The sequence below is a fragment of the Mycolicibacterium sp. XJ2546 genome (assembly GCF_053483195.1).
In genome coordinates, this window is sequence record NZ_JBEFRW010000001.1 from 1 (window position 1) to 12,729 (window position 12,729).

14 protein-coding genes are annotated in these 12,729 nt (G+C 67.6%); 6 read left to right on the forward strand and 8 right to left on the reverse strand.

Going from position 1 to position 12,729, the window contains the following annotated elements; genetic code table 11:
• Positions 1–13: 13 nt before the first annotated feature.
• Positions 14–1,174, reverse strand: coding sequence for a pyridoxal phosphate-dependent aminotransferase (locus ABQE44_RS00005; RefSeq protein ID WP_448427656.1), 1,161 nt, complete (start codon positions 1,172–1,174; stop codon positions 14–16).
• Positions 1,174–1,605, reverse strand: a complete 432-nt coding sequence (locus ABQE44_RS00010) for a MerR family transcriptional regulator (protein WP_448394683.1) — start codon at positions 1,603–1,605, stop codon at positions 1,174–1,176. The genes ABQE44_RS00005 and ABQE44_RS00010 overlap by 1 nt, the downstream gene beginning before the upstream one ends.
• 56 nt (positions 1,606–1,661) lie before the next feature.
• On the opposite strand from ABQE44_RS00010, the gene ABQE44_RS00015 reads away from it, so the two are divergent.
• Positions 1,662–1,964 carry a hypothetical protein gene (locus ABQE44_RS00015; protein ID WP_448394684.1) on the forward strand — a complete coding sequence of 101 codons (303 nt, stop codon included), beginning with the start codon at positions 1,662–1,664 and terminating at the stop codon, positions 1,962–1,964.
• On the forward strand, positions 1,961–2,335 hold the full coding sequence (locus ABQE44_RS00020) for a SpoIIAA family protein (protein ID WP_448427658.1): 375 nt from the start codon (positions 1,961–1,963) through the stop codon (positions 2,333–2,335). Before ABQE44_RS00015 ends, ABQE44_RS00020 begins: the two co-directional genes overlap by 4 nt.
• A gap of 3 nt (positions 2,336–2,338) precedes the next feature.
• Here the strand turns inward: ABQE44_RS00020 and ipdE2 are convergent, their stop codons facing one another.
• From ipdE2 to fadD3, 4 genes are read right to left on the reverse strand one after another with little or no spacing between them, the layout of a single operon-like run.
• Complete coding sequence (gene ipdE2 / locus ABQE44_RS00025; protein WP_448427660.1) at positions 2,339–3,280, reverse strand: acyl-CoA dehydrogenase IpdE2; 942 nt, start codon at positions 3,278–3,280, stop codon at positions 2,339–2,341.
• Positions 3,277–4,242 carry an acyl-CoA dehydrogenase family protein gene (locus ABQE44_RS00030; protein ID WP_448394687.1) on the reverse strand — a complete coding sequence of 322 codons (966 nt, stop codon included), beginning with the start codon at positions 4,240–4,242 and terminating at the stop codon, positions 3,277–3,279. Before ABQE44_RS00030 ends, ipdE2 begins: the two co-directional genes overlap by 4 nt.
• Before the next feature lie 4 nt (positions 4,243–4,246).
• Positions 4,247–5,371: an acyl-CoA dehydrogenase family protein gene (locus ABQE44_RS00035; RefSeq protein ID WP_448427662.1), complete on the reverse strand. Its 1,125-nt coding sequence runs from the start codon at positions 5,369–5,371 to the stop codon at positions 4,247–4,249.
• Complete coding sequence (gene fadD3 / locus ABQE44_RS00040; protein WP_448427665.1) at positions 5,371–6,921, reverse strand: 3-((3aS,4S,7aS)-7a-methyl-1,5-dioxo-octahydro-1H-inden-4-yl)propanoate--CoA ligase FadD3; 1,551 nt, start codon at positions 6,919–6,921, stop codon at positions 5,371–5,373. The genes ABQE44_RS00035 and fadD3 overlap by 1 nt, the downstream gene beginning before the upstream one ends.
• Positions 6,922–6,968: 47 nt before the next feature.
• Here fadD3 and ipdE1 point away from each other — a divergent pair, with 47 nt between their 5' ends.
• From ipdE1 to fadA6, 4 genes are read left to right on the forward strand one after another with little or no spacing between them, the layout of a single operon-like run.
• The gene (ipdE1, locus tag ABQE44_RS00045) at positions 6,969–8,120 is read left to right on the forward strand and encodes an acyl-CoA dehydrogenase IpdE1 (RefSeq protein WP_448427667.1); all 1,152 of its coding nucleotides are present in this window, start codon (positions 6,969–6,971) and stop codon (positions 8,118–8,120) included.
• Positions 8,117–8,905 carry a (5R,7aS)-5-hydroxy-7a-methyl-1-oxo-2,3,5,6,7,7a-hexahydro-1H-indene-carboxyl-CoA reductase gene (gene ipdF, locus ABQE44_RS00050; protein ID WP_448427669.1) on the forward strand — a complete coding sequence of 263 codons (789 nt, stop codon included), beginning with the start codon at positions 8,117–8,119 and terminating at the stop codon, positions 8,903–8,905. The genes ipdE1 and ipdF overlap by 4 nt, the downstream gene beginning before the upstream one ends.
• Positions 8,902–9,489 (forward strand): TetR family transcriptional regulator KstR2, encoded by a 588-nt coding sequence (kstR2, locus tag ABQE44_RS00055; RefSeq protein WP_448394692.1) that lies wholly within the window; start codon positions 8,902–8,904, stop codon positions 9,487–9,489. Before ipdF ends, kstR2 begins: the two co-directional genes overlap by 4 nt.
• Before the next feature lie 7 nt (positions 9,490–9,496).
• Complete coding sequence (gene fadA6, locus ABQE44_RS00060; protein ID WP_448427671.1) at positions 9,497–10,666, forward strand: steroid 3-ketoacyl-CoA thiolase FadA6; 1,170 nt, start codon at positions 9,497–9,499, stop codon at positions 10,664–10,666.
• Here the strand turns inward: fadA6 and ABQE44_RS00065 are convergent, their stop codons facing one another.
• The gene (locus ABQE44_RS00065) at positions 10,667–11,575 is read right to left on the reverse strand and encodes a hypothetical protein (protein ID WP_448427673.1); all 909 of its coding nucleotides are present in this window, start codon (positions 11,573–11,575) and stop codon (positions 10,667–10,669) included.
• Entirely contained in the window at positions 11,572–12,687 is a 1,116-nt protein-coding gene (locus tag ABQE44_RS00070; protein ID WP_448427675.1) for an NDMA-dependent alcohol dehydrogenase, read from the reverse strand. Before ABQE44_RS00070 ends, ABQE44_RS00065 begins: the two co-directional genes overlap by 4 nt.
• Positions 12,688–12,729 lie beyond the last annotated feature (42 nt).

Below are 12,729 nucleotides of genomic sequence, written 5' to 3' on the forward strand. Positions count from 1 at the left end.
AAGGGCAGGGGGCCTAGCCCAACCAGGAGCCGATACGGCGCAACGCCTCATCGATATCACTGGTTGGCCCGGCGAACGACAACCGCACGTAAGAACCACCGCGTGTGGGGTCGAAGTCGATGCCGGGTGCGATGGCAACACCGGTGTCGTTCAGCAGCTTTGAGCAGAACGACAGCGAGTCGGTGGTCAGATGGGACACATCGGCGTACACGTAGAACGCACCGTCGGTCGGTGCCAGCCGGTCGATGCCGATACCGCGCAACCCGTCGAGCAGTCGGCGACGGTTGGCGGCGTAGTGCTCCAGCAGCGCATCGGCCTCGACGACCGACTCCGGCGTGAACGCCGCGACGGCCGCGACCTGCGCCAGCGCCGGCGGGCAGATGGTGAAGTTTCCGGTCAGGCAGTCGACCGCGCGCTGCAGCTCCTTGGGCACCAGCAGCCAGCCCAGCCGCCAACCCGTCATCGCGAAGTACTTCGAAAAGCTGTTCACCACAACGGCTTCCCGGGATGTCGCCCAGGCGCAGCTGGTCGCGGGCGCGCCTTCGTAGACCAGGCCGTGGTAGACCTCGTCGCTGATCAGCCGCACGCCCGACAACTCGCACCAGGATGCGATCGCGGCCAGCTCCTCAGGCGGGATCACCGTGCCGGTGGGGTTGGCCGGGCTCGCGACGATGACGCCATGCACCGGTGGGTCCAGTTCGGCGAGCATCTGCGCGGTCGGCTGGAACCGCGTCTCGGGTCCGCACGGGATCTCGACGACTTCACAGCCCAACGCCGAAAGGATGTTGCGATAACACGGGTAGCCGGGGCTGGCGATCGCGACCCGGTCGCCGACGTCGAAACAGGCCAGGAACGCCAACAAAAACCCACCCGACGAACCGGTGGTGATCACCACGTCGTCCGGGTTGATGGTCACCCCGCGTCGCGCGGCATAGGACTGGGCGATGGCGTTGCGCAGTTCCGGAATCCCCAGCGCGACGGTGTATCCGAGCGCGGTGTTGTCGAGTGCGTCCTTGGCCGCGGCCCGCACCGCCGCGGGCGCTCCGGCGCTGGGCTGGCCCGCCGACAGGTTCACCAGGTCGCCGTGGCTGCGCTGGCGCTCGGCGGCAGCCAGCCACACGTCCATCACATAGAACGGCGGAATACCCGCCCGCAACGCGATCTTCCCGCTCATCACCCGTGATCCTCGCACGCCGGCTCGGCGAGGCCGCGCAGCACGGCACAGTCCGCACCCGGGCCGCCGTCGCAGACGCCGTCGGCTGCGTCGAGAAACCCCGCGATGTTGCGCTCGAGCGCATGCAGTTCCGCCAGCCTTTCGCGGATCGAAGCCAGATGCGTCTCGGCCACCTCGCGGGCCTCGCTGCAGGAGCGGTCGGTGTCTTGCATCAGCGACGCCAGCGTGCGCACCTGGTCGATCGGAAAGCCGAACTCCCGGCAATGCCTGATGAACGTCACCCGCCCGATGGCGTCGTGACGGTAGCGTCGCTGACCTCCCGCCCGGCCCGGCGGTGGCAACAGACCGATGTCCTCGTAGTAGCGGATGGTGGACGGCGATGTGCCGGCCGCCCGCGCCAGTTCCCCGATCTTCAATTCCGTGCGAGCCATCGAAAACATCTCGCTCTCTTGAACCTCAAGCGACGTGAAGGATCATCATCGAGGATATGGAACCGTCCCCAGCATGTAACCTGCCGGCGGCCGACTATCAGAAACGCCTCGCATGGATCCGTGAGCTCAACTCCACAGCCTTGCGCGGCTACCGCCGCGAAAGCCGGGAGATCCAGCTCGAATATCACCCGAGCGCCATCGACCGCGTGCACGAATTCGTCCGCGGTGAGCGCGAATGCTGCCCGTTTCTCGGCTTCAGCGTGCACGAAAACCGCGACGCGGTCGTGGTGCGCATCGAGGTGCCCGACGATCTGCGCCATGCCGCTGACGAGCTGTTCGCGCCCTATACCGCGTCATGATCGAATTCGAGGCCACCGAGGCCACCGAAGCCGCCGACGTCCTTGTCGTCCACGCGCGAGGGAGGTTGACCCGGCACGACTACCGCGACGTCCTCGCGCCGCGGGTGCAGTCGCTGCTCGAACAGTCCGGCACGCTGCGGGTGATGTTGGTGATGGACGACACCTTCGAGGGATGGACTCTCGGCGCCGCATGGGAGAACACGCTGTTGGATATCAAACACCGCCGCGACTTCGAGAAAGTGGCGATGGTGGGGGCGCCGAAATGGGAGGAGTGGTGCGTCAAAGTGGCGGCCGCCCTGCTGATGAGAGGCCAGCTGGCGACGTTTCCGCTCGACGAACGTGCGCAGGCGTGGAAGTGGCTGTACGCCTGAGCTTTACAGCACCTCGGGTTCAAGTCGGCGCAAATGTTCGCGGGGCGCCCCGAGCAGCTGGGAGCTGCCGTGCGCACGCTTGAAGTACAGCTGGATGTCGTGCTCCCAGGTAATCGCGATACCGCCGTGCATCTGCACCGCCTCGGCGGCCACCTTGGAGAACCCCTCGCTGGCCGTCACCCGCGCCAGCGCCGCCGACGTCGCCGACGGTGCGCTGATCGCCTCGTCGACGACCGCACGCGCCGACTGCACCGTGACATACAGATCGGCCATCCGGTGCTTGAGCGCCTGGAAGCTGCCGATCGGACGGCCGAACTGTACCCGCTCCTTGGTGTACTGCACGGTCAGGTCGAGACAGCGCGACGCTGCGCCGATCTGCTCGGCCGCCAACAGGATCGCCGCGGTGTCGGCCAGGCCGGGATCGGCGCCGACGTCGGCGGTGTCGCGTGGCTGAATCCGTGCCAGCCGGCGGGTGAGGTCCATGGTTTCGACGCGCTCGGCGCTGAAATCGGTCCAGCGGGTCAGCCGCTCACCGTCGGCGGCGATCACGACGTCGGCGACGTCGCCGTTGATCACGTAGTCCGCGTCGAACACGACGGCACCCAGACGGGTGCCCTCGGTCAGCCCCTCGAGCGCCGCGGTGTCGGGTTCATCGGCGGCCAGCAGGGCCAACTCGGCGAGCGTCGTGCCGAGCAGCGGTGTGGGTACCAGCGCCTTACCCAGCTCCTCGAGGACGACGGCGGCGTCGGCGAGCTCACCGCCTGCCCCGCCCAACTCCTCGGGCACCACCAGCGCCGCGGCGCCGACCTGCTCGCACAACAGCTGCCATAGCGTCTCGTCGTAGCCGCGCTCGGATGCCATCGCGTCGCGCACGGCGGCCGGTGCCGCGTGCTTGTCGATCAACGCCGCGACGGTCTGCCGGAGCAATTGACGTTCTTCGGTCACAGCGCCTCCAATACCCGTCGCCGGTGCACGGTCGGATCACCCCAGGCCGAGCGCAGCGCCTGCACCCGCAGCAACCACAGCGATAGGTCGTGTTCCTGAGTGAAGCCGATCGCGCCGTGGGTCTGCAGCGCCGAACGCGCCGACAGCAGCGCGGCGTCAGCGGCGGCGACCTTGGCGGCGCTGACATCGCGTGCGGTGTCGGAGGGGCCCCCGGCCCCTTGATCGGCTAGAGCCAGCGCCGCCCCGTACACCAGCGGGCGCGCCAGCTCGACGGCGATGTGCACGTCGGCGAGCTTGTGTTTGATGGCCTGATAGGTGCCGATCACCTTGCCGAACTGGCTGCGCTGCTTGGCGTATTCGACCGACATGTCCAGCATCGCCTGCCCCGCCCCGACCAGTTGGGCGGCCGTGGCCAGCGCCCCGAACTCGTAGGCCCGCACCACATCGGCCGGCCGCCCGTCACCGGATGCGGTGACGTCGAACAACTTTCGGCTCGGGTCGACGGATTCGTGCTGGGCGTCGGCGCTCGCGTCGCGTACCTCGCCGTCGGCCGCCATCAAGACCAGCCCGGCGTTGTCGGCATCGACAGCGCGTGGGACGTGCGGCGGCAGCGCGACGGTGGCGATCAGTTCACCGGCGGCCAACCCGGCGGCACGGTCGTCGTCCGCAAGCAAAACCGGTGCCACCGCAATCGATTCGGTGACCGGCCCGGGCACACACCAGCGGCCGAGCCGTTCGGCGGCGACCACCAGGTCGACCGGATGCGCCTCGATGCCATCGTATTTCTCCGCCACGTTCAGCGCGGTGACGCCGAGCTCAGCCAGCTGCGACCACACCTTGCGGCCCGGTGCGGTGTCACCGGCCGCCCACGCCCGTATCGCGCCGGGCAGATCGGCCGCACCGAGCGCCGCGTCGATACTCGCGGCGAAGTCGCGCTGCTGTTCGTCCAGTTCGAAGTTCATATGTCTACTTTCTCGGCAGACCCAGCAGGCGCTCGGCGATGATGTTGCGCTGAATCTCGTTCGTGCCGGCGTAGATCGGGCCCCCGAGTGCGAACAGCAGCCCGTCTGTCCAGGAATCGGTCAGCTCGCCGTCGGCACCGCGCATGTCCAGCGCGGTCTGGTGCAGCGCGACGTCGAGATCAGACCAGAACACCTTGGTCACGCTCGACTCGGCGCCCAGCTCACCGCCCGCAGCCACCCGGGTGACGGTGCCGAAGGTGTGCAGCCGGTAGGCCTGCGCCTTGATCCAGGCGTCGGCCACCCGGTCGGCGTAGGCGGGCTCGGGATTCATTTTCCACTGCGCAACAAGACGTTCCGCCGGCGCCAGGAAGCGCGCCGGGCTGCGCAGCGACATGCCGCGTTCGTTGCTCGACGTGCTCATTGCGGCACGCCAACCGTCGTTGACGTCGCCGATGACGTCGTTGTCGGGCACGAACACGTCGTCGAGAAAGATCTCGCCGAATCCAGTGTCGCCGCCGAGCTGGGCGATGGGGCGCACCGTCACGCCGTCGGCTTTGAGGTCGAACATGAAATAGGTCAGGCCACGGTGCCGTTCGGCCTCCGGGTCGGAACGAAACAACCCGAACGCCCGCTCCCCGAACGGTGCCCGTGAGCTCCAGATCTTCTGGCCGTTGAGCAGCCAGCCGCCGTCGGCGCGGGTCGCCGTCGAACGCAACGACGCGAGATCGCTTCCGGACTCGGGCTCGGACCAGGCCTGCGCCCAGATCTCCGCACCGCTGGCCATTTTCGGCAGCACCCGGTCGAGCTGCTCCTCGGTGCCGTGTGCGAACAAGGTGGGGGCCAGCATGGACGTCCCGTTGGCGCTCGCGCGCCCGGGGGCGCCGGCGCGGAAGTACTCCTCCTCGAACGCCACCCACTGCAGCAGCGAAGCGTCACGGCCGCCGTACTTTTCGGGCCAGGTGATCACCGACAGACCCGCGTCGAACAACACCCGGTCCCAGAGCCGGTGCTGCTCGAACCCCTCGGCGGTGTCGTAGGACTTCGTCGGGAACGAGTCCCGGTTGGCCGCGAGGAACTCGCGCACCTCGGCCCGGAACTCGAGCGTCGCGTCGTCGAAACTCAGATCCATCAAGCTTCTTCCTGTCTCATCGTCCCGCGAAGAACTGGCTTGACCACCTTGCCGCCCGGGTTTCGCGGCAGCCCGTCGAGGAACTCCACCGACCTCGGCACCTTGAAGTTGGCCAAATGCTGCCGTGTGTAAGCGATTACCGTCTCTTCGTCCAGGTCGACACCCGGTTTGGTGACCAGGAAAGCCTTGCCGACCTCACCGAGGCGTTCGTCGGGCACACCGATGACCGCGGATTCGGCGACGCCGTCGAGCCGGGCCAGGACCTGCTCGACCTCGGCGGGATAGACGTTGAACCCGCCGCAGATGTACATGTCCTTGAGGCGGTCGGTGATCTGCAGGTTGCCCCGGTCGTCCACGCGTCCGACGTCGCCGGTGTGCAGCCAACCGTCGGCGTCGATGGCCGCGGCGGTGGCCTCGGGGTCGTCGAGATAGCCCAGCATGACGTTGGGGCCGCGTAACAGCACCTCACCGGCGCCGTCGTCATCGGCTGCGTCGATGCGCAGTTCGAAGTCGGCGATCGGGCGCCCGCAGGTGGTGGCGACGGTGACCGCGTCGTCGTCGGGGCGGCACATGGTGCCGAAGCCGCTGGCCTCGGTGAGCCCGTAAGCGGTCAGCACGATGTCGATGTCCAACTCGTCCTGCATGCGTTCGATCAGCACCACCGGGATCGTCGCGGCGCCGGTGACTGCGAACCGCAACGACGTCAGGTCGTAGTCGCCGCGGCGCGGGTGGTCCAGCAGGCTCTGGTAGATGGTCGGCGGCCCGGGCAGCACGGTGATCTTGTGCTGGGCAACGGCCTGCATCGCCTGCTCGGGATCGAAGGTGAGCTGGGGGATGAGCGTCGCACCGGTCTGCAGGCACGCGAGGATGCCTGCCTTGTAGCCGAAGTTGTGAAAGAACGGGTTGATGCACAGATAGCGGTCGGCGCTGGTGAGCTGACCGCACTCGGCCCACGCCGCGGGGGCGGCCAGCGACTGCCGGTGTGCGCACAGCGCGCCCTTGCTGCGGCCGGTGGTTCCAGAGGTGAACAGGATGTCGGACACGTCGTCGGGTGTGACGGCCGCGGCGCGGGAGTCGACGGTCGCCAGGTCCGTTCCGCGCGCGACGAACTCGTCCCAGTTGCCGTCGTCCTTTTCGATCGGCACCCGCACAATGTCGCGTAGCCGCGGCAGCGCCTTTCGGTCGAGCGAAGCGGCTTTGTCAGCGCCGAGGAACTCACCCGAAGCGAACAACAACGGTGCGCCGGTGCGGCCGATCACGTCGGCGGCCTCGCCGGCCGTGTAGCGGGTATTCAGCGGGACCAGGACGCCGCCGGCGTAGTGAGTGGCCAGACACGCCACCACCCAGTGCCAGGTGTTGGGCGACCAGATCGCCACCCGGTCGCCAGCCGCGATGCCGAGGTCGATCATGGCTGCGGCGGCCGTGCGGACCTCGTCGCGCAGTTGGGTGAATGTGAACGTGCGGTCGTGGGTGACCAGCGCGGGATGGTCACCGAATCTGTCGGCAATGTCGTCCAAGACCTGCGGAATGGTCCTTGGATCCGAACTCATCGACGCTCCCTTAACAAAGCAAGTGCTTGGTAGGTTAGCCTACAAGGGTGATTGAGGTCGAGGCGTTCCGGGCCGAGGTCCGCGACTGGCTGGCCGCCAACCTGGTCGGTGAGTATGCCGCGCTCAAGGGCTTGGGCGGGCCCGGTCGCGAGCATGAGGCGTTCGAAGAACGACGGGCGTGGAACCAGCATCTGGCCGCCGCCGGGCTGACCTGTCTGGGGTGGCCGGAGGAGCACGGCGGGCGCGGCCTATCGGTGGCCCACCGGGTGGCGTTCTACGAGGAGTACGCGATCGCCAATGCCCCCGCCAAGGTCAACCACTTCGGCGAGGAATTGCTCGGGCCGACGCTGATCGCCTACGGCACCCCCGACCAGCAGCAGCGGTTTCTGCCGAAGATCCTCGATGTGACCGAGCTGTGGTGCCAGGGCTATTCGGAGCCCGGCGCGGGCAGTGACCTCGCCAACGTGTCGACGACCGCTGAACTCGACGGCGATCGGTGGGTCATCAACGGGCAGAAGGTGTGGACGTCGCTGGCGCACTGGGCGCAGTGGTGCTTTGTTGTCGCGCGCACCGAGAAGGGCTCCAAACGGCATGCGGGCCTGTCATATCTGCTGGTGCCGCTGGATCAGCCGGGTGTAGAGATCCGCCCGATTGTGCAGCTCACCGGTGACTCGGAGTTCAACGAGGTGTTCTTCGACGACGCCCGCACCGAGGCGTCGCTGGTGGTGGGCGACCCCGGGGACGGCTGGCGGGTGGCGATGGGTACGCTGACGTTCGAGCGCGGGGTGTCGACGCTCGGCCAGCAGATCGAGTACGCGCGTGAACTGTCCGGTGTGGCTGAGTTAGCGAAACAGACTGGCGCGGCCGATGATCCGCTGATCCGCGAGCGGCTGACCCGGTCCTGGGTGGGGCTGCGCGCGATGCGGTCGTATGCGTTGGCGACCATGGACGTGGAGCAGCCGGGCCAAGACTCAGTGTCGAAGCTGTTGTGGGCCAACTGGCATCGCGAGCTCGGCGAGATCGCGATGGACGTGCTCGGCCGTGCCGGGCTGACGCTGACCGACGGCGACTTCGACGAGTGGCAGCGGCTGTACCTGTTCTCGCGGGCCGACACGATCTACGGCGGCTCCAACGAAATCCAACGCAACATCATCGCCGAGCGCGTGCTCGGCCTACCGAGGGAGGTCAGGCCTTCGTGAACCTGTCCGAAGCCCCCAAAGAGATTGCCGGACATGGACTTCTGACCGGAAAGGTCGTCGTCGTCACGGCCGCGGCCGGCACCGGAATCGGGTCGGCTGTCGCGCGTCGGGCACTGGCCGAGGGCGCCGACGTCGTGGTCTCCGACCACCATGAGCGCCGACTGGGCGAAACCCGCGACCAGCTCAGCGAACTCGGCCTGGGCCGGGTCGAGAGCGTGGTGTGCGACGTCACCTCCACCGCGCAGGTCGACGCGCTGATTGCGTCGACGACGGCCCGGATGGGACGGCTGGACGTGCTGGTGAACAACGCGGGCCTCGGCGGGCAGACGCCGGTGATCGACATGACCGACGAGGAGTGGGACCGCGTCCTCAACGTCACGCTGACGTCGGTGATGCGCGCGACGCGCGCGGCGCTGCGCTACTTCCGCGACGCCGACCACGGCGGTGCGATCGTCAACAACGCCAGCGTATTGGGCTGGCGCGCACAGCATTCACAGTCGCACTATGCGGCGGCCAAGGCCGGGGTGATGGCGCTGACGCGGTGCAGCGCCATCGAGGCCGTCGAGCACGGCGTGCGCATCAACGCGGTGTCGCCGAGCATCGCGCGGCACAAGTTCCTGGAGAAGACCAGCAGCTCAGACTTGCTGGACCGGCTCTCGGAGGGCGAGGCGTTCGGCCGGGCCGCCGAGCCGTGGGAAGTGGCGGCCACCATCGCGTTTCTAGCCAGTGAGTACTCCAGTTACCTGACTGGAGAAGTTATTTCGGTGTCGAGCCAGCACCCATGAGCAGCCAACCGGTGAGCAGACGCGACGAGCTACTCGAGCTCGCCGCGTCCATGTTCGCCGAGCGCGGTCTGCGCGCCACCACAGTGCGCGACATCGCGGACAGCGCGGGGATCCTGTCCGGCAGCCTGTACCACCACTTCGCCTCCAAGGAAGAGATGGTCGACGAGGTGCTGCGCGGGTTCCTGGATTGGTTGTTCACCCGCTACCAGGAGATCGTCGACACCGAGCCCAACCCGCTCGAGCGGCTCAAGGGCCTGTTCATGGCGTCGTTCGAGGCGATCGAACATCGGCACTCGCAGGTGGTCATCTACCAGGACGAGGCCAAACGGCTGTCCGGTCAGGACCGGTTCTCTTACGTCGAAGAGCGCAACCGCCAGCAGCGAAAGATGTGGCTGGACCTGCTTCACCAGGGCGTTGAGGAGGGATACTTCCGGCCCGACATCGACGTCGACCTGGTGTACCGGTTCATCCGGGACACCACCTGGGTTTCTGTCCGCTGGTATCAGCCGGGCGGACCGCTGACGGCCGAACAAGTCGGTCGTCAATACCTCGCTATCGTTCTTGGTGGCATCACGAAAAAATGAGGAACCAATGACTCCAACATCGCAGGCATACGTCATCGACGCCGTCCGCACCGCCGTCGGCAAACGCAACGGATCGCTGGCCGGAGTGCACCCGGTCGATCTCGGCGCGACCGGGTGGCGCGGGCTGTTCGACCGCAACGACGTCGACCCCGGCGCGGTCGACGACGTCATCGCCGGCTGCCTCGACACCATCGGGCCCCAAGCCGGCAACATCGCCCGGTTGTCGTGGCTGGCGGCGGGCTTTCCCGAAGAGGTTCCCGGCGTCACCGTCGACCGGCAGTGCGGCTCCAGCCAGCAGGCGATCTCCTTTGGCGCCCAAGCGATCATGTCCGGCACCGCCGATCTGATCGTGGCCGGTGGCATGCAGAACATGAGCCAGATCCCGATCTCGTCGGCGATGACGGTCGCCGAACAGTTCGGGTTCACCTCGCCCACCAACGAATCCAAGAGCTGGCTGCACCGCTACGGCGACCAGGAAATCTCCCAGTTCCGCGGCGCCGAGCTGATCGCGGAGAAGTGGAACCTCTCCCGCGAAGAGATGGAGCAGTTCTCCCTGACCAGCCACCAGCGTGCACAGGAGGCGATCCGCGCCGGCTACTTCGAGAACGAGATCATCCCGGTCGAGGTCGACGGCGGCACCTTTGTCACCGACGAGGGTCCGCGCGACACGTCGCTGGAGAAGATGGCGGGGCTCAAGACGCTCACCGAAGGCGGACGGTTGACCGCCGCGATGGCCAGCCAGATCTCCGACGGTGCCAGCGCGGTGCTGCTGGCCTCTGAGCAGGCAGTCAAAGAGCACGGACTGCAGCCTCGCGCCCGCATCCACCACATCAGCGCCCGCGGCGCGGACCCGGTGTTCATGCTGACCGGACCGATTCCCGCCACCGAGTACGCCCTGAAGAAGACCGGTCTTTCGGTCGACGACATCGACACCGTCGAGATCAACGAGGCCTTCGCCCCGGTGGTGATGGCCTGGCTGAAGGAGACCGGTGCCGACCCGGCGAAGGTCAATCCCAGCGGCGGGGCGATCGCGCTCGGCCACCCGCTCGGCGCCACCGGCGCCAAGCTGTTCGCAACCATGTTGAACACGTTGGAGCGCACCGGTGGTCGCTATGGTCTTCAGACCATGTGCGAGGGCGGCGGCACTGCCAACGTCACGATCATCGAGCGCCTCTGATCAGCCCCCAGAAGGTTGCCCCTCGGTAGCGCTGAGCTGGCGCAACTGGGCGAACCCGTTGTGCCGCTGGGCTTCCAGCACCCAGATCGCGGCGATCACCGGAAGGGGCGCCAACGCCGCCCACCAGTTCACGCCCGCCGGTAGCAACTCGGCGATCACGTCGGCCCGCGGCCGCCCGTTCACGGTGGCCGGCAGCCAGTCGTTGAGCAGGGTCTGCAGCAGCCGGGTGGTCTCGAGCGGTCCGACGGTGGTCGCAATAATCCAGCTGGCCCAGCCGATTCCGAGCGACCACGGCCACGCCAGCAGCAGCGACTGCTTGTCCACCACCTCCGCCGAGCACCGCACCGTCTCGGCGAGGAAGGCAAACCCCAGGGCGGTCAGCAGCACACCGATCTGCGCGGCCAGCAGATCGTCGAGCACCGAGTACGCCCGCTCGGTGTCACGACGCGTCGGCAGCCCGATCGCGAGCGCGACGACGCCGGCCAGCAGCGCAAGGGTCGCCAGCCGGGCGGTGGTGTCGGCGACGCGGTCGAACGAGTCGACGATGGTGCGGACCACCAGCCGCGACGATTCCGCCGGGCCGGTTCGGTAGAACACCACGAGCACCAGCCCCGAGACCGCGGTAGCGACCACCCAGGTGACCACCGCCGTGCCCACGGCCGTCAGCGCCACCGACCCCAGCAGCGGAACCAGCACGTCGTCGGTGTCCACGCCGGTGCGGATCACCAACAGCGGCACCGCCCCGAATGCGAGCACACTCACCACTCGCAGCAGCAGCGGAAAGGTGAACCGGGTGAGATCTGCTGGGTTCAGGTCGATCTGGCGATGACGAACCGTATCGATCTCGGCGCGCAGCACCGACCGCAGATGCGACAGCCAGCGCGGCCGCTTCCTACCGTTGCCGGTCAAGGATGATCGTGGACGACCACGCCGCGGATGTTGCGGCCCGCGAGCATGTCGTCATAGGCCTCGTTGACGTCGTCGAGCTTGTACTCGGCGGTCACCGTCTCATCGAGAAGCAACTGTCCGTCGCGGTAGAGGTTGAGCAGCCGCGGGATGTCGGCGCGGGGGTTGGCCTCGCCGTAGAGGCTGCCCAGCAGACGCTTCTGGAAGAGCGTGAACATCATCATCGGCAGGGTCGGCGTGACGTCGGTCATCGCCGCGATCGCGGTCACCACCACCGCGCCGCCCTTGCGCACGAGGTTGAGCGCCTCGTCGATCATCGCGCCTTCCAGTAGACCCACGGTCAACAACACCGAGTCGGCCATCACCCCGCGGGTGAGGTCGCCGACGAGCTCCATCGCTTCGGCCGCCGATGTCACGAAGTGGGTGGCGCCGAACAGCAATGCCTTGTCCCGCTTGCTCTCCACGAGATCGACGACGACGATCTTTTCCGCACCGGCCAGCCGCGCACCCTGGATCGCGCCGCTGCCGATACCGCCGCATCCGATCACCACTACGGTATCGCCCGGACCCACCTTGGCGGTGTTGACCGCCGACCCCCAGCCGGTCGTCACCCCGCAGCCCAGCAGGCAGGCCCGCGACAGCGGAAAGTCGTTGTCGATCTTGACCACCGAGGCCTCCGGCACCGTGCCGAATTGCGAGAAGGTGCCGACGAGCGCCATCGCCCCGATATCCGTGCCGTTCAGATGGCGGCGGTATGTGCCGTCCAACTGGGTGCCGGTCATGATCATCGCGCCGAGATCGCAGAGGTTCTGCTGGCCCGTGGAGCACCATCGGCAACGACCGCACGCGGGGAGGAACGACGCCACCACGTGGTCGCCGGGCGCCAAACCCGGTACGCCGGGCCCCACTTCCTGCACGACGCCCGCGCCCTCGTGGCCGCCGACGAGCGGGAGCGGCGCAGGCAGATCACCCCGATGGACGTGTTCGTCGGAATGGCACAGCCCGGTGGCCTCCCACGACACCAGGACCTCGCCCGCCTGCGGCGGGTCCAACTCGATCTCCTCGACGCTCCAGTCGGCGCCGAACTCCCACAAAACCGCTGCCTTGGTCTTCATGCGCCGAGTGTAGGAACGGGCGGCGGTAGAAATCGGCGAATC